The 22858-nt window shown below is 54.0% G+C and carries 21 protein-coding genes; 12 read left to right on the plus strand and 9 right to left on the minus strand.

Translation table 11 applies throughout. From position 1 onward, the window contains the following. The first annotated feature begins 245 nt into the window (after window positions 1–245). The gene (locus tag EVJ28_RS14135) at window positions 246–383 is read left to right on the plus strand and encodes a hypothetical protein (RefSeq protein WP_161566985.1); all 138 of its coding nucleotides are present in this window, start codon (window positions 246–248) and stop codon (window positions 381–383) included. A gap of 98 nt (window positions 384–481) precedes the next feature. Here the strand turns inward: EVJ28_RS14135 and EVJ28_RS12530 are convergent, their stop codons facing one another. Then, window positions 482–808: a winged helix-turn-helix transcriptional regulator gene (locus tag EVJ28_RS12530; RefSeq protein ID WP_131459054.1), complete on the minus strand. Its 327-nt coding sequence runs from the start codon at window positions 806–808 to the stop codon at window positions 482–484. A 117-nt stretch (window positions 809–925) separates the two neighbouring features. Between EVJ28_RS12530 and EVJ28_RS12535 the strand changes: the two genes are divergently transcribed. Next, window positions 926–1555: an NAD(P)-dependent oxidoreductase gene (locus EVJ28_RS12535; RefSeq protein WP_131459055.1), complete on the plus strand. Its 630-nt coding sequence runs from the start codon at window positions 926–928 to the stop codon at window positions 1553–1555. Between the two features lie 14 nt (window positions 1556–1569). Here the strand turns inward: EVJ28_RS12535 and EVJ28_RS12540 are convergent, their stop codons facing one another. Continuing rightward, the gene (locus EVJ28_RS12540; protein ID WP_131459056.1) at window positions 1570–2049 is read right to left on the minus strand and encodes a DUF305 domain-containing protein; all 480 of its coding nucleotides are present in this window, start codon (window positions 2047–2049) and stop codon (window positions 1570–1572) included. Between the two features lie 174 nt (window positions 2050–2223). Between EVJ28_RS12540 and EVJ28_RS12545 the strand changes: the two genes are divergently transcribed. From EVJ28_RS12545 to EVJ28_RS12555, 3 genes are all read left to right on the plus strand, one after another. Next, window positions 2224–3672 (plus strand): UDP-N-acetylmuramoyl-L-alanyl-D-glutamate--2,6-diaminopimelate ligase, encoded by a 1449-nt coding sequence (locus EVJ28_RS12545; RefSeq protein WP_131489147.1) that lies wholly within the window; start codon window positions 2224–2226, stop codon window positions 3670–3672. Between the two features lie 72 nt (window positions 3673–3744). Then, window positions 3745–4422, plus strand: a complete 678-nt coding sequence (locus EVJ28_RS12550; RefSeq protein ID WP_131489149.1) for a response regulator transcription factor — start codon at window positions 3745–3747, stop codon at window positions 4420–4422. Continuing rightward, entirely contained in the window at window positions 4419–5810 is a 1392-nt protein-coding gene (locus EVJ28_RS12555; RefSeq protein WP_161566986.1) for a sensor histidine kinase, read from the plus strand. The genes EVJ28_RS12550 and EVJ28_RS12555 overlap by 4 nt, the downstream gene beginning before the upstream one ends. Window positions 5811–5844: 34 nt before the next feature. Here the strand turns inward: EVJ28_RS12555 and EVJ28_RS12560 are convergent, their stop codons facing one another. From EVJ28_RS12560 to EVJ28_RS12570, 3 genes are all read right to left on the minus strand, one after another. Next, window positions 5845–6801, minus strand: coding sequence for a F510_1955 family glycosylhydrolase (locus EVJ28_RS12560; RefSeq protein WP_131489153.1), 957 nt, complete (start codon window positions 6799–6801; stop codon window positions 5845–5847). Between the two features lie 178 nt (window positions 6802–6979). Beyond that, on the minus strand, window positions 6980–8071 hold the full coding sequence (locus EVJ28_RS12565) for an RNA-guided endonuclease TnpB family protein (protein ID WP_131489155.1): 1092 nt from the start codon (window positions 8069–8071) through the stop codon (window positions 6980–6982). A gap of 213 nt (window positions 8072–8284) precedes the next feature. After that, window positions 8285–10213 (minus strand): heavy metal translocating P-type ATPase, encoded by a 1929-nt coding sequence (locus tag EVJ28_RS12570; protein WP_131489178.1) that lies wholly within the window; start codon window positions 10211–10213, stop codon window positions 8285–8287. A gap of 196 nt (window positions 10214–10409) precedes the next feature. On the opposite strand from EVJ28_RS12570, the gene EVJ28_RS12575 reads away from it, so the two are divergent. The 3 genes from EVJ28_RS12575 (at window position 10410) to EVJ28_RS12585 (ending at window position 13487) form a co-directional block, all read left to right on the plus strand. Continuing rightward, window positions 10410–11915 carry a multicopper oxidase family protein gene (locus tag EVJ28_RS12575; protein WP_131489157.1) on the plus strand — a complete coding sequence of 502 codons (1506 nt, stop codon included), beginning with the start codon at window positions 10410–10412 and terminating at the stop codon, window positions 11913–11915. 19 nt (window positions 11916–11934) lie between these two features. Further along, on the plus strand, window positions 11935–12519 hold the full coding sequence (locus EVJ28_RS12580; protein WP_131489160.1) for a YdhK family protein: 585 nt from the start codon (window positions 11935–11937) through the stop codon (window positions 12517–12519). A 251-nt stretch (window positions 12520–12770) separates the two neighbouring features. Continuing rightward, a complete protein-coding gene (locus tag EVJ28_RS12585) occupies window positions 12771–13487 on the plus strand; it encodes a peptidoglycan DD-metalloendopeptidase family protein (protein WP_131489162.1) in 717 nt (238 codons plus the stop codon). 40 nt (window positions 13488–13527) lie between these two features. Here EVJ28_RS12585 and EVJ28_RS12590 read toward each other — a convergent pair whose 3' ends face one another. Next, window positions 13528–14391, minus strand: coding sequence for an SDR family oxidoreductase (locus EVJ28_RS12590; protein ID WP_236634157.1), 864 nt, complete (start codon window positions 14389–14391; stop codon window positions 13528–13530). A 178-nt stretch (window positions 14392–14569) separates the two neighbouring features. Between EVJ28_RS12590 and EVJ28_RS12595 the strand changes: the two genes are divergently transcribed. Then, window positions 14570–15697, plus strand: coding sequence for a sensor histidine kinase (locus tag EVJ28_RS12595; protein WP_236634158.1), 1128 nt, complete (start codon window positions 14570–14572; stop codon window positions 15695–15697). A 41-nt stretch (window positions 15698–15738) separates the two neighbouring features. Here EVJ28_RS12595 and EVJ28_RS12600 read toward each other — a convergent pair whose 3' ends face one another. Next, complete coding sequence (locus tag EVJ28_RS12600; RefSeq protein WP_131470406.1) at window positions 15739–17181, minus strand: carbon starvation CstA family protein; 1443 nt, start codon at window positions 17179–17181, stop codon at window positions 15739–15741. Between the two features lie 247 nt (window positions 17182–17428). Here EVJ28_RS12600 and EVJ28_RS14240 point away from each other — a divergent pair, with 247 nt between their 5' ends. Together EVJ28_RS14240 and EVJ28_RS12605 are read left to right on the plus strand one after the other, a co-directional pair. Further along, on the plus strand, window positions 17429–17575 hold the full coding sequence (locus tag EVJ28_RS14240; protein ID WP_201738424.1) for a hypothetical protein: 147 nt from the start codon (window positions 17429–17431) through the stop codon (window positions 17573–17575). A 259-nt stretch (window positions 17576–17834) separates the two neighbouring features. Then, a complete protein-coding gene (locus EVJ28_RS12605) occupies window positions 17835–18920 on the plus strand; it encodes a GGDEF domain-containing protein (RefSeq protein WP_131459016.1) in 1086 nt (361 codons plus the stop codon). A gap of 217 nt (window positions 18921–19137) precedes the next feature. Here EVJ28_RS12605 and EVJ28_RS12610 read toward each other — a convergent pair whose 3' ends face one another. Both EVJ28_RS12610 and EVJ28_RS12615 read right to left on the minus strand, forming a co-directional pair. Beyond that, on the minus strand, window positions 19138–20229 hold the full coding sequence (locus tag EVJ28_RS12610) for an ABC transporter ATP-binding protein (RefSeq protein ID WP_131489166.1): 1092 nt from the start codon (window positions 20227–20229) through the stop codon (window positions 19138–19140). Window positions 20230–20649: 420 nt separating this feature from the next. Next, window positions 20650–22131 (minus strand): cryptochrome/photolyase family protein, encoded by a 1482-nt coding sequence (locus EVJ28_RS12615; RefSeq protein ID WP_131468946.1) that lies wholly within the window; start codon window positions 22129–22131, stop codon window positions 20650–20652. 76 nt (window positions 22132–22207) lie between these two features. Between EVJ28_RS12615 and EVJ28_RS12620 the strand changes: the two genes are divergently transcribed. Continuing rightward, window positions 22208–22840 (plus strand): class I SAM-dependent methyltransferase, encoded by a 633-nt coding sequence (locus EVJ28_RS12620; RefSeq protein WP_131489168.1) that lies wholly within the window; start codon window positions 22208–22210, stop codon window positions 22838–22840. Window positions 22841–22858 lie beyond the last annotated feature (18 nt).

Raw genomic sequence — 22858 nt, forward strand, 5'->3', positions numbered from 1 at the left:
TACAATAGTGAACGCAAGCAATGGAACCTAAAAAAAATGACTCCGGAGCAATACCGGAGCCATCTGATCGCCGCATAAAAGACGACGCACTTTTTATTAAACTGTCCGAAAAACAGGGCTCAGTTCACGCTCGCCACGGTTTTTCATGTGTATACTAGATAAAAAAACTTTAGGAGGCCTCATGGACTACACATCGACAGACCCTACTTGAAGCAAAACGACAAATCGACTCGATTATTCACAAATTGGACGAGACAGTGGCAACCCTCGAGGCGAAAGCGCAACCCGAACGCTACAAATCACAACTGACGCTAGCCAAACGGCGAATCAAAGCGCTCACGTTGGCCGCCGCGCTCATCGAAGAAAATTTACGGATCCGCTAACCGTCGAGTCTAGATGGCCCTCGTTCTTCTCACGTTTCTCAAGCTATGATGAGACAGAAGACGCTGGCTGATCTCTAGTACGGAGCCCTCCTGTTGTCTCACGAATGTAGTTCAACATGAGGTAGTCCTTGGCGCTCATACTCCCAGCGTCCGAGCTGCTCTAAAATCGGAAAGAGCGATCGACCTTCTTCTGACAACTTGTACTCGACGCGAGGGGGAATTTCCGAATATACGGTCCGAATGATCAGTCCGTCGTGTTCGAGCTCCCGCAACTGCCGTGTCATCGTCCGTGGCGTCGCCTGTGGGAACAAGCGGCACAGCTCGTTGAAGCGCTTCGTCCCGAGCGTGCCGAGCCGATGAAGAATCAACATCTTATATTTCCCGGAAATCTTTTGCACGATTGTTTCAACTGGACACTCCTGCATAGGATTCACTCCTTTAGTATCTTTAAAGATAGTATATGACAGAATTGTGCGTACTTCTAATTATATACGTGAACGGGTACGCTAAACATATCTACTAACAATGAAGGAGTGAGCGAAATGAACATCGCACTATTTGGAGGGAGCGGGCGAACGGGTCGTGAGTTGATCGCCCAAGCACTCGAACAAGGCCATGACGTGAAAGCGCTCGTCCGGACGCCAGAAAAACTCGGCATCACCCACGCCCGGCTCACAGTTATCCGCGGAAATGCCGAAAATCGGGCGGACGTCTTCCGGACCGTCGAAGGAACGGACGCTGTCGTGATGGCACTCGGCCACACGAAGACGTCGAACAAAGATATCCTCGAAAAAGCGACGTCACACGTCGTCGCCGCGATGCATGAGTACGGTGTGAAACGGGTCATCAACTTGACCGGCGCGACCGTCAAAGTACCAAAAGACGTCAAACAGAAGTTTATGAGCCGTTTTGCCGAGACGCTCATGAAGACGCTCGCGAGCGATCTGCTTCGCGATAGTTATACGCAAAAAGGGATCCTTGAAGCGAGCGGGCTCGATTGGACGGTCGTCCGTTGTCCTCGTCTGTCAGAAGGTCCGAAGACAGAGCAGTATCGGACCGGTTATTTCGCTTTCGACAAACCGATGATTGACCGGGCCGATGTCGCCCACTTTATGCTCGATGAAATCGAGGCACGGCAATATGTTCATGACTATCCGCTGATTGGAAACTGACAGACGTGGCCGCTTTATTCGGCCACGTCTGCTTTCGCTTCCTCTTCTTTTTGCTCCAACTCTTCGATCAACCGCTTCATCTCGGCGATCTCGCGCTCTTGTGCCTCGATGATTTCTTCTGACAATTGCTTCACGCGCGGGTCTTCAATCTCCGCCCGCTCGCTCGTCAAGATGGCGATCGAGTGGTGCGGGATCATCGCTCTCATCCAACTGACGTCATCGACCGTCGTCTGGCTGCGGACGAGCCAAAGCGACAGCGCGAACACGAGCGCACTTGCCCCTAAGATGATGGCATTCAGTTTCTTGTTTTTGTACATCCCCCACATAAAGAGCAGCATGACGAACGCCATGACCGATCCCATGATGAGTGCCATATAGAGCCGCGTCTGACTGAAGAAGATGTGGTCGAGCTGGTACACATTCAAAAACATGAGCCAGTACATAAGGAACGTCGACACTAAAATCATTAATCCAAATTTCATGTAAGCTTTCATCGTTCTCTCCCGCCTTTCTATAATTTGCTTCTACGTATTTCTTTTCCTGTTCTTTTTTTTTTGAAACACCATTATTCACCCCTCTGAGCCCACACTTCTTCCATTTCACTTCTTTTTCACAAACAGGGGCTATACTGTCAAAATGGACTTTCGCGACAAAGGAGAAACAAAGACGTGGCAAAAACATTGCAAGACTTGTTGACTGGCTTGAAACAGATCATGTCATGGACATATTTAGACCGTCCTGACGAGACCGTGATCGAAGGGATTTCCTTCTCTTCAAAAGAAATTAAACAAAATTTTTTATTCGTCTGTATCTCGGGATATCGTCATGATGGCCATGATTTCGTGAACGAAGCGATTCATAACGGGGCGGTCGCGGTGATCGCCGAACGGCCGATCGACGCTCAGGTCCCCGTCATCTACTGTCGGGACACGAAAGCCGCTTTGGCCGAACTTGCCGGCACGTTTTATGATCACCCATCCACAAAACTACGTCTCCACGGCGTCACCGGGACGAACGGTAAGACGACCACGACATCTCTCGCCCATCAATTGTTCGACCACCTCGGCATGTCGGCCGGTTTGATCGGAACGCTCGGCGTCACGTATGCCGGACGGACGCTCGAAACGTCGAATACGACGCCTGACGCCTTGACGATCAATCGGTATCTCGCCCAAATGGTCGCCTCGGGCGTGACGGACTGTCTCATTGAAGTGTCGTCCCAAGCCATCGCGGAGACACGGATTGCGGGCTTGTCGTTCAATACGGCCTCATTCCTCAATTTGTCACACGATCACTTGGACTATCACGGGACGATGGAGACGTATGCGTATACGAAAGCCCAGCTCCTCGCCCAAATCACGGACGATGGGAGCGCCATCGTCAATCGTGACGACCCGAATCATGTGCTCATGCAGTCGGTCGCCTCGGCACCGGTGAGGCATGTCACATTCAGTCGACATACGCTTGTCGCCGATCTGCACGGCCACGCCGAGGGTGACCGTTTCGTCCTTACGACGGACGGGCAGACGAGTTCGTCGGCACTTCCGTTTCAAGAAGACTACAACCTCGACAACGCCCTATGTGCGCTCAGCATCGTCCGACAAACTGGTGTACCGCTCAACGCGGTGCTTCCCCATCTGACGTCTCTGCGCTTGCCGAGCGGCCGGCTCGAGCGCGTGACGGGTATCACGACTCCCGTCTATATCGATTACGGCCATACCCCGGACGCGATCGCAAAAGTCGTCGCCGCATTGACGAGGCGTCACGAACGAGTGCTTGTCCTGCTCAGTGCTGCCGGTGAACGGGACCGGACGAAACGCGGGATTATGACCGACATCGTCGCCGCTTCCGGGGCCGACTTTCTCTTGACGGTCCATGACCCGCGTCATGAAGACCCGCAACAGATTCTTGACGACTTGGCCGGCAAACGACACGATCAGCTAGCAAGTTTTGATAATCGCGAAGACGCGATCCGCTTCTTTTGTGAACGGATGAACGACTACGATTGCGGTGTGATTTTCGGAAAAGGACACGACCGCGTCGAACGCGTCAAAGGTACGTTCGTCTCGTTTGACGAGCCCACTCTCGTCCGTCAGTTTTTTCATGACAGCGATTGATAAAGGAAAACGCGACACGTATCCCGAAACCGTTACACAACGAGATACGCGCATGGAGAAGGAGGATGAACGATGAAAATCTTGATTGTCGATGACGAGGTGAAGATGAGACGCCTCCTTCGTCTATTCCTTGAAGATGACGGCTACACGTGCATCGAGGCGGCGGACGGACAAGAAGCGATGGAGCTCATTTCGGAGCGTCCGGACCTCGTCATGTTAGACATCATGATGCCCGGCACCGACGGCATCACGTTGTGTCGCCAAATCAAAGCGCTCGACGCTGAACTGCCCGTCGTCTTGTTGACGGCTCGATCGGACAGCGAGACGACGATTCGCGGTTTGGATGCGGGTGCGGACGATTATGTGACGAAGCCGTTCGAAGGAAACGTCTTACTGGCTCGCATCCGTGCCGTATTGCGGCGCAGCCGGATGACGAACGTCAGCTACGGTCAATTGCGCTATGAGGAAGCGAGCGGTCGCATCCTCTATCAAGAGCAAGAGATCGTATTGACGCCGAAAGCGACGGCCATTTTAAAACTGTTTTTGCAACATCCGAACCGACTGTACAATCGGATGGACCTGTACGACCTGGTCTGGCCTTATTCATCCGAGTCCGACCCGCGAACGGTCGACGCCCATATCCGGATGATTCGCGACAAGATCGGGGAGGCCGGATTCCCGATCGACGACTATTTGAAGACCGTATGGGGACGCGGTTACCGCTGGACCGAGGAGCGTCCAGGGACATGAAGTTTCGTCGTAACAGTCTCCCGTTCCGGATCAGCTTGATCTTTTTGTTGACGACGCTGTTGATCGAAGGTGTGTTGTTCTTACTGCTTTACCACACGCTGCTCGGGGAACGCGTCGTCGAAGAGATTGACCGACTCGAATCGAGGGCCGAAAGCCATGCAAACGTCTTGGCGATGAGTTTCGACGACGAGACGATCGGTCACGTGGCCACGATGGAGAGTGAGACCGACACGAAAGTCGCGATCACGGCACCCGATCACTCGATTTTACAGACGTCCAATCGGTTCCCGTCCGCTTTGGCGACGCTCGTACGAACCGAGGCAAACGAAGGCAATGCGGATGCGACGACCGTTCTCGAAGACGATTGGGAGAACGAGCCGTACCTCGCCGTCCGGGCGCCGGTTGAGTCGATGGAGCAAACGCGCGACGGCTACGTGTACATGTTTCTCCCGACCGAGATCATCCACGGCATCAGTCACCGGCTCCAGATTCGCTTCCTTTATATCACCGGGGTCGCCGTCGTCATCACGATCTTGACGTTCCTCTTACTCAGCCGGTTGATCTCGAACCCGATCCAGCTGTTGCGGCGGGCGACCGAAAACGTCTTGACCAATCCGGATGAATTGACGCTTCCGACGTCTCGAGAAGACGAGATCGGTGAGTTGGCCCGTTCCATCGAAGCGATGTCGCTCGAACTATCCCGTCTCCGCAAAGAGCGCAATCAATTTTTGTCAGACCTCGCCCATGAGATCAAGACGCCGCTCACCTATTTGCAAGGCTATGCCGAGATTGCGTCAAAACCGCAAACCCCGGCATCGCTAAAAGAACAGTCGATCCAAACGATCCTCGAAGAGAGCCAGGCGCTCACCGAACTCGTCGAGAATGCGTTCCAACTCGCCCAGTTGGACGAGAACACGTTCACGTTGCATCGGGAAGAAGTCGCTGCCGGCGCGCTATGCGAAGATTTACGCCGAGTGCTCAGCACGATGTTTCGTGTGACGCCGATCACCTTTGAGAGCCGCACCGCCTGTGCGATGGAAGGCGTCGGCTTACACCTGGACCGCAACCGGATTTTACAGGTGTTCCGCGCCATCGGCCACAACGCGATCGAGCATAGCGAGGCCCGGCACGTCTTTTTCGATGTGACGCTCACTGCCGAATCACTCTGCTTCACGATTCGCGATGACGGCAAAGGCATTCCCGATCAAGACTTGCCGCACATCTTTGACCGCCTCTATCGCGTTGAGAAATCGCGGTCCCGGCGTACAGGCGGGAGCGGGCTCGGACTCGCCATCGCCCATCAGATCATCAGACTTCATGACGGCACGTTGACCGTCGAATCGGACAGTGCCGGGACGGTGTTTTTCGTCACGTTACCACGCCACTAAAATAGCCATTGCCCGGGGAGGCAATGGCTATTTTTCAGTTCACTTTTCCGGCTGTCAACAGCTCGGTCCATTTCTCGTTTTCAAATACGTACACACTGTTACTAGACGTCGCAAGTAAGAAGCGACCTTGTTCGAAGACCAGTTCGATCGGCACATCCCCATCTGCCAACGCAGGCAACTCAAGAGGCGTCTCCGTTTCTTGGTTCATATCATAGACAATCAATTCAAACGAGGCGTCTCCTTTTTTGATATAAGCCACCTTTTCGTCTGTCGATGCCATCGTCACGACATCGGCCCCATCGATGAACGACGCGAACGTGTCGCCCCCGTCAGTTGACATGAGCACGCCGTCCGGCCCATACACGAAGACACGCTTCGGTTCGGTCGCGTCCGCCGTGATGCCGGCGATGCCCGCACCGTCGATCCCAGTCATCTCCATCGGTTCAAATGACACTCCACCATCGGACGAGCGATAAAATCCTGGAGTCAGCTCGGTCGTCGCTTGTTCTAGATACACGTAAATGCTTTCTGATGCATAGCCTACGCTCATATAGTGAAAATCGGCCTCACCTTCCAACGAACGGATCTCGAGCGTCTCGCCTTTGTCGGTCCCACGGACGACGCCGAGCGGATTGTCATACGGTGAATCTTCTTCCGGGTGCCCGCTCGCGTAAAAACCGTCGGCAACGAGCTCGAAGCCCATATAGTCATGTCGATTCGACGTCAGCTCGTACCATCCATCCTGTCGATATTCCATCAATCCCGCATGCGTCGCGATGACGGGGCGCCCGTCTTGCCAAAATCCGGCACCGTGGATATGCGATACCGCCAGCCCCGACGCGGCCGGTTTCCACCGGTCCACCTTTTGTTCGGTCTCCTGCTCCGTTTTCTCGGCGACAGGCGGCGTTGCTTCATTTACCGGCGTTCCTGTCCCGCACGAGGCAAGGAGCATCGTCGTCAATAACATGGGCATGAGTCGTTTACGTTTCATTCTGAATCCCTCCATCTTTAGCATCCCTCTTAGTATAGGGACCAAAGATGAAAAATTTGGTGAACTACTCACCACTTATTTGCTTCGCAACTTGAAGTGGGAGCTTCTTGGGAAGACCGTGCTTTGACCAGCCACGGTTGTGGACAAGCTCGTCGGGCAGTCCCTGCCCTGGAGTGTTTCAGTCCGCGAGACCCAACAGGTTGAGGCTCGCGTTGACGTCGCGGTCATGGTGCGCCCCGCATGCGTCGCATGTCCACTCGCGGACGTCCAAACCCTTCTTCCCGCCGTTCTCGCCGCAGGACGAACAGACCTGGGTCGAGGCGAACCACGGGTCGGCCTTGATGAGCGTCCGTCCATAGAACCTCGCCTTATATTCCAGCTGGCGGACGAACTCGCCCCACCCGGCATCCCCGATCGACTTCGCCAGGCGGCGGTCCTGCATCATCTCCCTCGGCTTCAGCGTCTCGACGACGACGACTTGGTTCTCGTCGACGATGCGTCGCGACAGCTTGTGGAGGAAGTCGTGCCGTCGGTTCTTGACCCGCTCGTGTTTCTTCGCGAGGACGAGCCGTGCCTTCTCGCGGTTCCTGCTGCCGGGCTTCTTGCGGGAAAGCGCGCGCTGCGCTCGTCTCAGCCGTTCCTCGGCCTCGCGCAGGTTGCGCGGGTTCGGGACCTTCTCCGTGACGAGCGCGTCGTTCGTCATGACGGCGAAGTGCCCGAGGCCGAGGTCGATCCCGATCTTGTGCTCGGCCGGGACCCACGGCTCGTCGGGCTGCTCGACGAGGAGCGACACGAAGAACTTGCCCGTCTTCGTCATCGCCACGGTCGCCGACCGGATCTCGCCGTCGAAGATTCGGTGCTGTGTGAAGCGGATGAACCCGACCTTCGGGAGCCGGACCCGGTCCCCCTCGATGCGGATCGTGCCGTGCTGGTTGTTCGTCGTGTAGGAGGCGCGCGCCTTCCGTCTCGACTTGAACACCGGGAAGCCGGCCGTCCCGGCGAAGAACTTCGCGAACGCCGTGTCGAGGTGCAGCTTCGCGTTGGCGAGCGCGAGGCTGTCCGCCTCGGCGAGGAACGGGAACAGGGGCTTGTACGAGGCGGGTGTCGGCAGTTTGCGCTTCGGGCCGGTCCCAGCCTTCGCCTCCTCGTGGAGGGCGATGCGGTCCTCGAGCAGCTTGTTGTAGATGAACCGGGCACAGCCGATCGTCCTGACCAGGAAATCGGCCTGTTCCGCCGTCGGGTGGAGCCTGTATTTGTAGCCCTTCAGCATGTCTCCGCCTCCTCTCGGCCGATGATCGTGATACGCGCCTTCCTCATCCGATACCCGCGACGGGGGAAGGGAAATCTGACGGAATCACGAACTTATGTTCGTCATATCTGTCACAGGGGTGGCCAAGAGGTTTATGTACGGGCGATTCATCTCCCACCTACGCTGGGCTTCGCCCCAGACGCTTAGAGGTGGGAGAATTCTCGCTTAATTATGTTAAAGCTTGAGCGTCCGGGCGTTAAGCGCGACGATGACGGTACTGAGGCTCATCAAGACCGCCCCGACCGCCGGTGATAAGAGGATCCCGATCGGGGCCAAGACACCGGCCGCGAGCGGGATGGCAATCACGTTGTACCCGGCGGCCCACCACAGGTTTTGGATCATCTTGTTGTACGTGTTGCGAGATAGATCAAGAATCGACAACACGTCTTTCGGGTTGCTGCGGACGAGGACGATGTCGGCCGTCTCGACGGCGACGTCGGTCCCGCTTCCGATGGCGATGCCGACATCTGCTTGCGCCAAGGCCGGTGCGTCATTGATGCCGTCGCCGACCATCGCCACTTTGCTTCCGTCCGCTTGCACGGATTGGACCTGTCGTGATTTGTCATCCGGCAACACCTCGGCGTAGACTTCCTCGATTTGCAGTTGGGACGCGACCCAGTTGGCCACTTTCCGATTATCACCGGTCAACATGATTGAACGGACACCACGCTCTTTCAACGCGCGGACGGTCTCTTTCGCCTCGTCCCGAACCATATCGGCGAGGGCGATCATCCCGACCAGCTCGCTGTTTCGAAGCGTGAAGACGACGGTCTTTCCAGCGGCTGACAGTTCCTCGAACGACGCTTCGTCGATCGAGAGACCTTGTTCACGAATATAACGTGGACTAACGACTTGGACTTTTGCCCCGTCGACACGTCCCTCCAATCCGATACCGGTGATCGAGGCAAAATCGACGACGTCGGGTAACGCTAAGCCCCGGTCGTCCGCTTCCCGAAGAATCCCTTGGGCCAGCGGATGTTGGGACGCCGTCTCGACCGCAGCCGCCAAACGCAACACCTCGTCTTCCGTATACGAAGATGTCGCTTCGATATCAGTCACGCCAAAATTACCTTGCGTCAACGTGCCCGTCTTATCAAAAATGACAGCATCGAGATGACGCGCTTCTTCAAACTGTGTCCGATTGCGGATCAACAGCCCACGTTTGGCCGAAAGAGATGTCGAGACGGCCACGACGAGCGGCGACGCAAGTCCGAGCGCATGCGGACAAGAGATGACCATGACCGTGACCATCCGTTCGACGGCCATACTGACCGGGTAACCGAGCGAAAGCCAAATGATGAACGTCAACACACCCGCGCCGACCGCGACATAGAACAAGAGTTTGGCAGCCCGGTTGGCGAGGTTTTGCGTTTTCGATTTGGATTGTTGGGCCTCCTTGACCAATTCGATGACTTTGGACAAGTACGTGCTCTCTCCCGTGCTCGTCGTCGAAATTGTCATACTGCCTTCTTGATTGATCGACCCGGCGATCACGGTGTCTCCCGTCTCTTTCTCGACAGGCATCGACTCGCCGGTCAGCATCGATTCGTCAATCGTCGTCCGTCCTGTGAGCAACTCACCATCGACCGGGATCTGCTCACCTGGTTTGACGAGAATCACGTCCCCGACGCTCAAGGCAGACACCGGGACCTCTTCGATCGCGTCCCCGTTCCGCCGATGTGCGACGCTCGGTAGCAGGCGAACGAGTTGTTGCAACGCGTTAGATGCTCCCATGATCGAGCGCATCTCAATCCAATGGCCGAGCAGCATGATGACGATCAACGTCGCCAGTTCCCAAAAGAAGTCATGCCCGTGTCCATATCCGAACACGATGGCGACACTATAGAAGTAAGCGACACTGATCGCCAGCCCGATGAGCATCATCATCCCCGGGTTCTTTTGACGCAATTCGTCCACACTGCCTTTCAAGAACGGCCATCCCCCGTAGATATAGACGATGGTCGCCAACACGAAAAGCATCTCCTTGTCATAAGGAAACGCGAGTTCAAAACCGGCCCATTGTTGAATCATGTCTGAGAGAAGTAGGATCGGGACCGTCAAACCTAGCGAGACAAAAAATCGACGCTTATACGCTTCAATCATCCCTTCATGTCCAGTTGCATGCGAGTCGTGTGCTTCCACGTGTCCATGATGTGCATGTTCCACATCGACCACCTCCTATACACACTACATACCCCCATTGGGTATGTAGAAACAACTTTTATCATTTAACAAATATTTCATAATTCGTTGGTATAACTAAATGGGCACTCGCTTTAAATGGAAAGGATGATGCCTTATGAACCGCGTAATGAAATGGGTTATCGGGATGGGTATCTTAAGTATCGTCACTGGACTGCTCCTCTTGTTGTTCACGTTCGCTCCCGGACGCTGGATGATGGGAAACGGATTCTTCATGGGAGACCGGGACGATGTTGGCATGATGCACGGCAACGGCGGGATGGGACGTGGCAACTCCATCGATCTCGTCTCCTCGATTGAGCCGGCCAAACCGCTCCCGATCCCCGAACGGCTGCGACCAGATCGCGTCACGGAAGACGAGCTCTATTACACCGTTCGGGCGCAAATAGGTGACAGTCAGTTTTTGAGCGCGGGCGCTCAAACCGAGACGCTCGGCTATAATGGGGATTTGCTCGGCCCGATGATCGAATTGCCAAAAGGAAAGACCGTGTATATCAACACGATCAATCAGTTGAATGATCCGACCTCGTTCCATTGGCACGGTCTCGTCATTCCAGGAAAACAAGACGGTGGGCCCCACCAATTGATCAATCCGGGCGAACAACACCAAGTTCGTCTCGACATCGACCAAGAACCAGGTACTCTCTGGTTTCATCCCCATCCGATGGGAGATACAGCCGAGCAAGTGTATCGAGGGTTGGCCGGACTCTTGTACGTGACGGATGAAAGTGCCGAAACCGACATCCCGAACGAGTACGGCGTCGATGACATCCCGCTCATCGTACAGGACCGTCTGTTCACAGACGACGGCCGCCTCGACTACGACCGCCAGATGAACATCGATGGCACGGTCGGCGATACGCTCCTCGCGAACGGGGCGATTAATGCGACGTTCGACGTGACGACGAACACGTTACGCGTCCGTCTCGTCAACGGCTCCAACGCACGGAATCTCGACTTCTCACTATCGAACGGAGAACCGTTCACACAAATCGCGACCGACGGCGGGTTGCTCGACAAACCAGTATCACTCAAAACGTTGACGCTCACACCTAGCGAACGAGCCGAGATCTTAATCGACTTTTCAGACCTGTCACTTGGGGACGACATCGCCCTTCAAGCGGATGGGATCCCGTTCACGACTTTCACGGTGCGTGATCGAATCGACCAAGACGGCGAATGGATCGATGCCTTTGAAGGAGCTTCTGTCTCTAACGACTCAAGCGTTGCCGATCGACGCCTCACATTGTTCGGCATGGGCAACATGGTGACGATTGACGGCAAACAGTTCGACCCGGGCCGGATCGACATCGACGTGCAGCAAGGGACGACCGAGGTGTGGGAGATTTACAACCGAAAAGACATGATGGGCGGCATGACCCATCCGTTCCACGTCCACGGCGTCCAGTTCCGGATTCTCGAACGGGACGGTAACCCGCCCCCTGACAATGAACGAGGCTGGAAAGACACGGTCGCCGTCGCCCCAGGTGAAAAAGTAAAAATCGAGATGACGTTTAAAGAAACAGGGACGTTCATGTATCACTGTCATATTCTCGAGCATGAAGAGAACGGAATGATGGGGCAATTGCGCGTCAACAAATAACATGTACGGAGGGAAAATCATGAATTTGCATAAAAAACTAGCAATGATGACGATCGCACTCTCGCTCAGCGGGTTGCTCGCGGCATGCGGCGGCGATGAGGAAGCGACGTCGAACGAGACTGACATGGGTGAACAGATGGAAGAGACGATGGACGGGACCGACCACTCGGGAATGGACATGTCAGGCTCTGGTGACGTGCCAGGTGATTTAACAGCGGCCGAGGACCCTGAGTATGCTGTCGGTGACACAGCCATCATCACAGAAGCACATATGCCGGGAATGGAAGGTGCCGAGGCCACCATCGTCGGTGCTTACGACACGTTCGTCTACAGTATCTCGTATGAACCGATGCATGGTGGTGAACGCGTCGAGGATCATAAGTGGATCATCCATGAAGAAATTGAAGATGCGATAGCTTCCCCATACAAGATCGGTGATGAGGTCGACGTCGAGGCCGAACATATGGAAGGCATGGACGGTACGACCGCTACTATCGATTCCGTCGAAGAGACGACCGTCTATATGATTGACTTCACTTTAGAGTCTGGCGAGAAAGTGACCAATCATAAGTGGGTCACAGAGGAAGAACTATCTGAATACTAAAAGACACACGCGAAACGGCCACACCCTTTTAAAAAGGATGTGGCCGTTTTGTTTGCACATAGTCAGACAAGGCGACTATGTTACTTGATGCTTGTGAAAGAATTGCGAACTTTAAGAATAAATTTCAATATATTTTTTTGAAATATAAATGACATATTTAATTATATTTTTTGATGGTAAAATTCCTAAAGAAGGTTAAGAAAAGCATCGTTCCGTCGCCCTGTTAACTGACCGAAAGGATTTACCAAAAAATGAAAAAACAATTAATGACAATTACTCTCGGCGCACTTCTCGTTTCCGGTTTGACGCTTCAAACGTCAACACCGGTAGAGGCAGCCACTTCTTATAAAGTTAAAATCACAACGAACAGCTTGAACGTGCGGACCGGTCCATCGACCGCCTACAAAAAAGTCGGCAGCGCCAAGCTCGGTCAATCGTTCACGTATCTAGGGGCGACCGGCTCATGGACGAAAATCAATTACAACGGCAGCACGAAATATGTAGCGAGTACATATGTCAAAAAATATAGCGGTACGGCATTGAAGGCGGCCACGGCGGCTAAATTCATCATGCCGGCGAAAGGCCGATTGTCGCAAGGGTATGGCCCGGCGAGCGGAAAGTACGGTTACACGTTCCATAACGGCATCGACATCGCGGCCGTCAAAGGGACACCGGTCCAAGCGGCCGCTTCCGGTCAAGTCATCGTCGCCCGAAACTATGGCGCCTACGGGAACCACGTCATGATCTCGCATACGATCAACGGCCAAGCGTACACGAGCGTCTATGCCCACATGGATCGGTTGAACGTCGTCAAAGGCCAATCGATCTCGAAAGGCGCGAACATCGGGACGATCGGGAATACCGGCAACTCGTTCGGGAGCCACCTCCACTTCGAGATCCATAAAAACAAGTACGTCTATAGCGGCTCGACAGCCGCCAACAGCGTCAACCCGTATACGTTATTCTAAAAAATACACCTTCATCCGCTAAAGGATGAAGGTGTATTTTTTAGCGCCGGAACGTATCTACGTGATCACGTGCGAACTCAGCAAACGAACGTGGCTTCTCCCCGGTCAACCGTTCAAAGTCGTCCGTCACCGCCTTCGCCGTCCCGAGCCGTGTCATGAGGTAGAGCGCCATCGTCACATTCACATACGCTGGATCCAGACCACGTTCCTGAATATAGTGTGAGCGATAGCGCAGCATGCTCGGCTTGGCGTACGTGATGCGCCGCCCGGTCAGAATCGTCAATTGGTTGGCGATGTCGACATAATCGAGCGCCTCGGGTCCGGTGAGCGTATAGGCCGTGTTGCGATGTGACTCCGGGTCGGCGAAGACGTGCGCGATCGCCTTGCCGATATCCTCGGCGTCGATGAAGCTGACTTGACTGTTACCGGCCGGGATGAAGATCTCGTCGTCTTGACGGATCTCCTCGGCGTGGACGCCGGTCACGTTCTGCATGAAGAAACCTGGCCGAATATGAACGGATGGAACACCTGATTGCTCGATGTACTTCTCGATCTTATAGTGTGGCGGGAACGGATTCGTCTCGACGCCCATGAGTGAAAGAAAGGCGACGAGTCGAATCGAACGTTCGGCCATCGCCTCAATGAACGGAACGAACACGTCCGCGTCCCCGATCTGTGGCGGACGCATCAAAAAGACGCGATCGACCCCGTCGAGCGCCGCTTCGTATGTGTCCGGATTTTCAAAATCGAGTTCGACGTGTCGTGCCGCCATCGGGAAGCGCCGCTGCAGCTCGTCCACCCTGCTCCCGGCCGCGACGACGGCTTCCCCTCGATTCTCTAAATACTTCACAACGTATTGTCCGACGTTCCCGGTCGCACCGGTCACTAAAATCGCTTGCTTCATCATATCGCCTCCTCTTCTCATTGTCGTACAGCTTCGTCTGTTTGTGTTTGAACAATTTGTGCCGACCGTCCCGATTTCCTCTCATTTTTAGGTAGGTCCATGGACTATATAGGGAAATACTGCACAATGTCGTATAATAGAGACAGATCAATCGACATCGTAGAGAGGAGGCCGACGCATGGACCGAAACCGATTTTATCGTTCATCCGCAAGGCACGGCCGAACACGTCCAAAACGAGCCATCCCGAACTATTCAACACGACGCTTGCCGCACTCTCCCATCGCTTCACTCATCGAGGAAGTGCAGGATGCCGTCTGTTATATCGATTTTACCCGCAACCACCTGTATACGAACCAACCGCTCCGTGCCTTCTGTCCGTCGCTGACGACACGGCGCTTCAGCGATTTCAAGACCTTGAGCCGCTTCTTCCATGATGTGTTCGAACGGAACGGGGCCGACCCGGTTGCCGTGACGTCTTTTTGGGAAGAATTGCTCGACAATCGCTTCGGCTGCTGTCCGAGTATGAAACCCCACTATTTCCAGCTCGGCGACCGGACGCTGCAACTCATCTTGAACTTCACCTATACCCCGCGCGGCGTGTTCATCCTCTGGCGCGACGAGACCGAAGCGCGCCGGTTCGAGGAGCAGAAAGACTCATTTTTAGCCGAGCTGTCGCACGAGTTCCGCTCACCGCTCACCGCCATCAGCGGCTACACCGAACTGCTCATGTACCAACATACCGATAACGAAAAGACGCACGGCATGCTGACGCTCGTGAAGCGAGAAGCGGAGCGACTCGAACGGCTCGTCGATAACTTCCTCGACTATCAACGCGTCAACTACTCCGCGGACTTGCTGACGCTGTCGACGTTCGCACTCAAACCGGTTCTTGAAGGCATTGTCGCCCATTATGAGACGACATCCCCCAATCACCAGGTCGTCTTGTCCACTTGCGACGCGACGATCGAGGCCGACCAGGAGAAGTTGTTGCAACTGCTTCACAACTTGATCGGCAACGCCATCAAGTATTCACCGAAAGGCGGGACGATCCGAATCACGGGCTCGATGGACGATACGACGCTCGTCTTATCCGTCCGTGACCCAGGCATCGGTATCCCTCCTGAGTCCATCCCGTACATCTTTGACGAGTACTACCGGGTCGACTCCGACTCCCACCGTCCGATCAAAGGGACCGGGCTCGGCCTGCGCATCTGCAAACGGATCGCCGAGGCGCACGGCTGGGGCATCCACGCCGACTCCGTGTACGGAGAAGGGACGACGTTCTCGATTTACTTATATGACTGATCAACAAAGGGGCCCGGCAATGTATGCCAGGCCCCTGTTTGTTATGCGGCTTTTCGAACCGGTGCGTCGCACTCGAGATCTTGGGCGCGCATCGCTTTGGCGTGCTTGAAGAACAAGCCGAACAATGTCACCGTCCCGACCGTCGCGATGACGTACGGAATGATTCCGTCCATCTTGAAGCCGATCGGTGCCGTCAAGATATAGAACCAGACCGCATACAACATGAACGTCCCCGGGACGAGCGCAATCCAGTAGTTGCGTCCTTTAATGTACAAGTACGTCGCCCCGACGAACAAGGCGATGACCGCCGTCGTCTGGTTGGCCCAGTTGAAATATTGCCAGAGGAGACGGAAGTCGACTTTCGTCAAGATGAACGAGATGGCGAACAACGGGAGTGCGATCCAAAGGCGCGATGCGAACTTCTTCTGCGCGATCTTCATGTAGTCGGCGATGATCATCCGGGCGCTACGGAACGCCGTGTCACCTGACGTGATCGGCAAGACGATGACGCCGAGGATGGCGAGCGTGCCGCCGATGCTGCCGAGCATGAGCGTCGCCACTTCTTGGACGACGAGCGCCGGTGTGCCGGCGTTGATCATCGCGAGCAGTTGACCCGGTTCGAAGATCGCCATCGCGGCCGCTGCCCAGATCATGGCGATGACAGCCTCGACGATCATCATGCCGTAGAAGATGCTGCGGCCATTACTCTCTTTCATCGTCGTCCGCGAGATGATCGGCGACTGCGTCGCGTGGAATCCTGAGAGCGCGCCGCACGAGATCGTGAAGAACAAGAGCGGCCAGATCGGCAAGCCGTCCGGGTGCATGTTCGTGAACGTCATCTCAGGGACCTGATAGCCTTGGGCGAACAGGCTGACGGCGATGCCGACGGCGCTGATCAACAAGAGTGCCCCGAAGAACGGGTAGATGCGCCCGATGATCTTATCGACAGGTAAGAGCGTCGCCAAAATGTAGTAGCCGAAGATGGCGAGGAGCACCCAGGCGAGCGTTGACGCATTACCGTCGAACAAGTTGTTGATCATATTGGCCGGTGACGTGACGAACACCGTCCCGACAAGCAGTAGCAACAAGAGCGCGAACCCGTTGACGACGTGACGGAGCGAGCGACCGAGGAACTTCTCAGCGAGCTGCGGCAAGTGTGCGCCGTTGTTACGGAGCGAGATCATCCCGGTCAAGTAGTCGTGCACCGCCCCGGCAAAGATTGACCCGACCACGATCCAAAGGAATGCGACCGGACCGTAGAGTGCTCCCATGATCGGACCGAAGATCGGACCGACACCGGCGATGTTCAACAGTTGGATCATCGAGTTACGTTTTTTCCCCATCGGTACATAGTCGACACCGTCTTGAGACGCATAGGCGGGCGTCGTCCGTTCCTCCTTGATGCCGAACGTCTTCTCGACGTAACGGCCGTAGACGAGGTACCCGACCAATAATAATCCTAGTGCAATAAAAAATGTAATCATCTTCTCTTCCTCCTATAATATGACCCATGTATGATTTCTTATTGTGAAGTTTATCACAATTAAAATATAACAGGCTTTTCTACGGATGGATAGATGTAATTGCTCACTATTTCACATGAAAATAACAATGTTCATCTTTTAGACAAACGTTGATGTTGAGCCATTTTTATGAAAACGGTTTCTTTTCGAATGAATCATTCCGCTTCCGGGAACAGTCAAAGAGAGACGTAGGGAAAGGATGAATCAAATGAAACGACAACGTGGATATTTAGCACTCCCGGTCGCCGTCGCCTTTATTCTCATCTTCGGACTGTTGTTCGACAACTGGTGGCTCGGGATTGGGATCGGCATCGCGATGTTCTTCGCTTTTAAAGGAACGAAGAAAAAGGCGTGATGTTGAACTATGTATTCTAATTCGCCGAAATTTTAATAGGGAAATACTATGCTGCATTGAAGTGAGAGGATCAACCATTGATTTGGGTGTTCCTCTTATTTTTAATGCTTTCAGTCATGTGAACCACTAGTAAATCAGTAGTTTGAATACATTGAACCATCTTATTTTTACAGTTTTCTTCAAAAAATATTTTCGGATTTGACAAGTTTTTGCAGTCTGTTACGGTTAAAGTATACTCTGTGACTAAGGTCGTGATTTTATGCCAATTATCTCTCTATTCGTTAATGCTTGTGTCGCTTTTACCGGCTTTTATTTGATTTCCAAAGTGTTTCACTCACAACTATTCTTCTCATCAAGAAGTCGTGGCGTCCTAATCGGTATGCTCGCGGGGATGCTCGGCTTGTTCCTTATGTTTAACGGTGTCGAGGTGAACGAGGATGTCCGTGTCGACTTGCGCCACTTGCCGCTCGTATTGCTCGCTTTTTATGGTGCACGTTTGCCATTGTTCATCGCGACCGGCTTTATCGCAAGCACTCGGTTCTTGTTTGGATTCACTGATCAAGCCGTCGTCGCCTTTATCGCGACGTGGTTCGTTAGCCTCGGTATGATATGGATTCATCGCCGTCTGTCTGAACGACTGTTCTTTCAAAGTATGCTATTAAACGTCTGGGCGCTATTTGTTATATCAATCGCCGTATTAATCAATCTCGGCTGGAGCATGTCTTATATCACACTTATCGCCACGATTTGGACGGTTGGACTATTGGTCGGGTTGCTCTCGAGCGTACTGACGATTGACCTTGAGCAGGCGAAACGACGAGCGAAAGATTATAAACAATCCGCCGAGCGTGACCCTTTGACCGGTTTATTCAACCGTCGTGTCTGGGATCGTTATACGTCTGAACTAGAGAATGAAAATCGGCCGTCTAACGTACTGGCGTTAGACATCGACCATTTCAAACGCGTCAACGATACATATGGTCATGCAAACGGGGACCTCGTTTTACAACGCTTTGCTGAACTGCTTTTGGCTGAAACGAGATTGCATGATGTGGTCGCACGTGTCGGTGGTGAAGAGTTCGTCATTTTAATGTATGATCTTACTCCTGAAAAGGTGGAAAAAGTCGCTGAACGTATTCGTAAGCGGATTGAGGATGAAGTTTTCGTATTGAAGGACTTTCCTCCGATTCATATCACCGCTTCAATCGGGATTGCCCACGGTAAATCGGAGCCGGTTCAGAAGATGACCGAAGCAGCGGACAACGCATTATATCAAGCGAAACGCTCGGGACGAAACCAAGTGATTCTAACGAATGTCAGTGAACTTTCACTCGTAACCAACTAATGATTCACCTTAAAAAATGGAGCCTTCGAGTGAAGGTTCCATTTTTTTATACGTTGAGTGAACTCCCCGTATATGAGCGCAGGATTATGTTTCCGAAGTCGAATCAACTGTTGATAATATTGAAACAATGACAAGAGGCCGTCAGGAGCGCATCAATTGCTCCCGGTGGCCTCTTTCCTATGAATCTACAGTGCTGTCCCCGCTTCTTGCTTCTCGTTCATCGTCTGATTTCGAGTGTCTCAAACAGCTTCGGTGGACGAGTCTCAAGGAGCCCTCCGTTCTCGTCGAACAACGTCATATGCCGCGGCGCAATGTAACATGCCACTTTTTCGCCGATCGCGAGCGGCCATTGACCTTCCCATTTGGCAATCCACTCGGCATTCCCTAAATGAAACGTGAGCATGGTTTCCGCACCGAGTACTTTAATCCTTTTCAACTCGGCATAAAAGGTCACATCTGCTCCCGCCGGCAGGATGTGCTCGGGTCGGACTCCAAGTATCGCCTGCTCTATTCCCGTGACCAATAAGGGACGGAACAGACGACCGTCGTTGACAGACCATCCCTTGTCACTTCGCGTCACAGGCGTCAAGTTCATCGGGTGTGTACCAAGGAACGACGCGACGAACGTATTCGCCGGTTTATTGTACAAGTCGAGCGGTTTACCGATTTGCTGAGCGCGACCGTTATTCATGATCATCATCCGGTCCGCCATCAACATCGCCTCGCTCTGGTCTTGGGTCACGTACAGAAACGTCAGACCAAAATGTTGTTGCCATTGCCGAAGCTTCGCGCGAAGTTCCGTTCGAAGTTTGACATCAAGGTTCGAGAACGGTTCATCGAGCAAGTAGATTTGCGATTCCGTGCTGAGCGCTTGAGCCAAAGCAATCCGTTGTCGTCCCCCCCCTGAGAGTTCGTATGGTTTTCGTTTCATGAGGTCGGACAGTTCAAACAGATTGACCATCTGACGGCATCGGTCTTGTCGCGCTGAACGTGTCAAGCCTCTTCCGCGCAAGGACCACTCCATGTTTTGCTCAACGGTCAAGAAGCGATAGAGCGTGTCCTGCTGAGACAAATACGCCACCTCTCGTTCCTTCGGTTTCAACCGATTCGTCGCGACCCCGTCAATGCGGATCGTCCCGCTCGTCGGCGACTCCATGCCGGCAATCATGCGAAGGAGCAAACTTTTTCCGCAGCCTGACGGGCCGACAATCGCAAAACATTCGCCCGCCTCGACCATCATATCAAGCTCGTTTATGACTTCACGGTCCCCATACTTTTTTCTAACATGTTGTAGCTGGAGCGATTTCATACTGAACTCTGATTGCTGCTCGTCTGAAGTGTCACGTCCAATCGAACGGCAGACGCATCAAACTGTCCATGGTAGACGGTGATAGGTCGGGACACCACGTTGTATGTCACGATCGGAAGAGAGATGGAAGGGATAGCATCCCACGTTTGAGAGTTAGGTTGACTCGAACAAGGATCACCTTGTTTTGTTTCAAGTTCTACTGCGTGCGTATTGCTATTCATCTGAATCATTCCTTTCTAAAAAAGGACCACCAGAAACATGACGTCACGGACGTGTGGGCTTCTGCTGGTCTCTCGAATGTTCTACCGAATGCTATTCACTTTGGGTTGAGGGGTCTCACAAGTCCTATCGTAACGGATGAATGTAAAGCATCCGTGAAGCCCGTGCAAAATTTTATAAAGACGACGTAAAAAAACCGATTCACGGGGAATCGGTCAATGTTTGTCGCGCTTTCGCCAAGATGTCGGCTTTGACGTCGTCGTCACGCCCTTGCCAGTTGCGGACCATCATCTTCATGCGCTGGTTGTTCGAGAACCGCTCCTCGTGCTTGTCGATGAAGTTCCAATAGAGGGCGTTGAACGGACAGGCGTCAGCCTCGGTCGTGTGTTTCGGGTTATATTTGCAGCCTTTACAGTAGTCGCTCATCCGGTCGATGTATTTGCCCGAGGCGATGTACGGCTTCGTCGCAAGACGTCCCCCGTCGGCATGGAGTGCCATCCCGAGCACGTTCGGCAACACGACCCAGTCGTAGGCATCGATATACATCTCGTTGAACCAGTCGCTCGTCTGTTGTGGTGAGATCTCGAACAGCGTCGCATAGTTACCGAGCACCATCAGCCGCTGGATGTGATGGTTGTGCGCCCGCTCGACGACCGGCTTCAGACTCTCGTGCATACAGTTCAGGTCCGTCTCCGCGTCCCAAAACAAGCCAGGTAAGTCGCGCTCGTGGTTGAACGTGTTCACGTCTCGATAGTCGGGCATCAACGCCACATAGACGGCGCGCATGTATTCCCGCCAACCGAGGATTTGGCGGACGAACCCTTCGACTGAAGCAAGGGGCGCGTCGGTCGCGCATGCCGCTTTGACGACCTCATGCGGGGTCAGCAGTCCGACATTGATTGCCGCCGACAACAGACTGTGTGACATCTCCGGGTTTTCGGTCAACATCGCGTCCTGATACGGACCGAACGTCTCGAGCCGCTCGTCGACGAAACGCTTGAGTGCTCGCCTTGCCTCGTCCCGCGTTACCGGCCAAGCGAACGGTTCGATTTGTCCAGGGTGGTCGGAAAACGTCGTCTCGACTTTTCGGATGACGTCTGTCGTGATGGCGTCAGGTCGGAAGTGGATGGCCGGTGGGAACGTGAGCCCGGACTTTGGCGGCTGGCGATTGTCCGCGTCGAACGACCACTTGCCGCCTTTTGCCTTCCCGTCTTCGAGCAACACGTCAAACCGCTTGCGCATATGACGGTAGAACCGGTCCATCCGCCACGGTTCGCTGCCGAGCGTGTCGACGGCCTCTTGCTTCGTTAAATAGAAGAGCGGCACGTCCGTATGTTCGATGAGCTCGTGCTGGTCTCCGAACTGCTTCAGCTTCCGCTCCATCGGCTCATCGGTGACGGCCGTGTAGTGAATCGCATCGGGATTGAAGCGGCTGAAGTGATCGTCCCACGCGTCTTGGAACGAGTCGGCCTCGTGGTAGTCGACGGTGAAGCCGCGCTCGCGTAACTCCTCGGCGAAATGTCGCATCGCCGAGAAGATGAGGACGAGTTTTTGTTTATGATACTTCCGCCACATCGCCCGTGACGTCGCCTCGATCATGACGATGACGTCATCGGCTTGGACGTGGTCGAGCATCTCGAGGTCGTGTGATAACTGATTGCCGAAAATCCAAAATGAGCGCACGGATTCATCCCCTCTCTGATTTTTTGATTGTGCTACACTAAATTTACATCTGCTTCATTTAGAAAGGAATGGTTCGATGCGCCCGAAGCGTCTGCAAACATGGATCGACAGCCAATACGAGAACCCGCGCGGCATCGTCGGGACGTATATCGGCGAGAAGATGGTCCGTCAACACCGGGTAGAAGTCGACTGGACGATTGAACAGTTGGCGGTTCAGCCGGGCGACCGCATCCTCGACCTCGGTTGTGGAGCCGGTGATGCGATCGCGCAAATGCTTCGTAGCTTTGATGAGGTGCACGTGACCGGGCTCGACCGTTCCCCGACCATCGTCCGCTCGGCCTCAAAACGAAATCGAGCGGCCTTGCAAGCAGGGCGAGCCGAGGTCGTCGAAGGCGACCTCGAGACACTCCCGTTTCCGGAAGGGAGTTTCAATCACGTCTTCAGCATCCATACGCTCTACTTCTGGGACGACATGTCCACGGTACTTGCCGAGATTGAACGCGTCTTAACGCCAGGCGGGTCGTTCGTCATCACTTACTGTGACGGGAAAGGCGACGTGACCTGGGACGGGATCACGACGCTCGTCCGCGAACAGTTCTTCCCTGCTGCCCAGCCGCTCGGTATGACAGACGTCTCAGATCAGCGCGGACCTGATTCCCGCGATTATCATACCATTGCCTTGATTGGCTACAAAAAGGTGAACCCATGAATCACTTCTTTTTTACCC

The sequence above is a fragment of the Exiguobacterium sp. SH3S3 genome (genome assembly GCF_004337115.1).
In the GTDB taxonomy this organism is placed as follows: domain Bacteria; phylum Bacillota; class Bacilli; order Exiguobacteriales; family Exiguobacteriaceae; genus Exiguobacterium; species Exiguobacterium aurantiacum_A.

What these genes read in the sequence shown, in the direction of transcription:
- EVJ28_RS12530 (WP_131459054.1), bottom strand. Translation starts at nt 808, where the DNA reads ATGCAGGAGTGTCCAGTTGAAACAATCGTGCAAAAGATTTCCGGGAAA.
- EVJ28_RS12535 (WP_131459055.1), top strand. Translation starts at nt 926, where the DNA reads ATGAACATCGCACTATTTGGAGGGAGCGGGCGAACGGGTCGTGAGTTG.
- EVJ28_RS12540 (WP_131459056.1), bottom strand. Translation starts at nt 2,049, where the DNA reads ATGAAAGCTTACATGAAATTTGGATTAATGATTTTAGTGTCGACGTTC.
- EVJ28_RS12550 (WP_131489149.1), top strand. Translation starts at nt 3,745, where the DNA reads ATGAAAATCTTGATTGTCGATGACGAGGTGAAGATGAGACGCCTCCTT.
- EVJ28_RS12555 (WP_161566986.1), top strand. Translation starts at nt 4,419, where the DNA reads ATGAAGTTTCGTCGTAACAGTCTCCCGTTCCGGATCAGCTTGATCTTT.
- EVJ28_RS12560 (WP_131489153.1), bottom strand. Translation starts at nt 6,801, where the DNA reads ATGAAACGTAAACGACTCATGCCCATGTTATTGACGACGATGCTCCTT.
- EVJ28_RS12565 (WP_131489155.1), bottom strand. Translation starts at nt 8,071, where the DNA reads ATGCTGAAGGGCTACAAATACAGGCTCCACCCGACGGCGGAACAGGCC.
- EVJ28_RS12570 (WP_131489178.1), bottom strand. Translation starts at nt 10,213, where the DNA reads ATGATTGAAGCGTATAAGCGTCGATTTTTTGTCTCGCTAGGTTTGACG.
- EVJ28_RS12575 (WP_131489157.1), top strand. Translation starts at nt 10,410, where the DNA reads ATGAACCGCGTAATGAAATGGGTTATCGGGATGGGTATCTTAAGTATC.
- EVJ28_RS12580 (WP_131489160.1), top strand. Translation starts at nt 11,935, where the DNA reads ATGAATTTGCATAAAAAACTAGCAATGATGACGATCGCACTCTCGCTC.
- EVJ28_RS12585 (WP_131489162.1), top strand. Translation starts at nt 12,771, where the DNA reads ATGAAAAAACAATTAATGACAATTACTCTCGGCGCACTTCTCGTTTCC.
- EVJ28_RS12590 (WP_236634157.1), bottom strand. Translation starts at nt 14,391, where the DNA reads ATGAAGCAAGCGATTTTAGTGACCGGTGCGACCGGGAACGTCGGACAA.
- EVJ28_RS12595 (WP_236634158.1), top strand. Translation starts at nt 14,570, where the DNA reads ATGGACCGAAACCGATTTTATCGTTCATCCGCAAGGCACGGCCGAACA.
- EVJ28_RS12600 (WP_131470406.1), bottom strand. Translation starts at nt 17,181, where the DNA reads ATGATTACATTTTTTATTGCACTAGGATTATTATTGGTCGGGTACCTC.
- EVJ28_RS14240 (WP_201738424.1), top strand. Translation starts at nt 17,429, where the DNA reads ATGAAACGACAACGTGGATATTTAGCACTCCCGGTCGCCGTCGCCTTT.
- EVJ28_RS12605 (WP_131459016.1), top strand. Translation starts at nt 17,835, where the DNA reads ATGCCAATTATCTCTCTATTCGTTAATGCTTGTGTCGCTTTTACCGGC.
- EVJ28_RS12610 (WP_131489166.1), bottom strand. Translation starts at nt 20,229, where the DNA reads ATGAAATCGCTCCAGCTACAACATGTTAGAAAAAAGTATGGGGACCGT.
- EVJ28_RS12620 (WP_131489168.1), top strand. Translation starts at nt 22,208, where the DNA reads ATGCGCCCGAAGCGTCTGCAAACATGGATCGACAGCCAATACGAGAAC.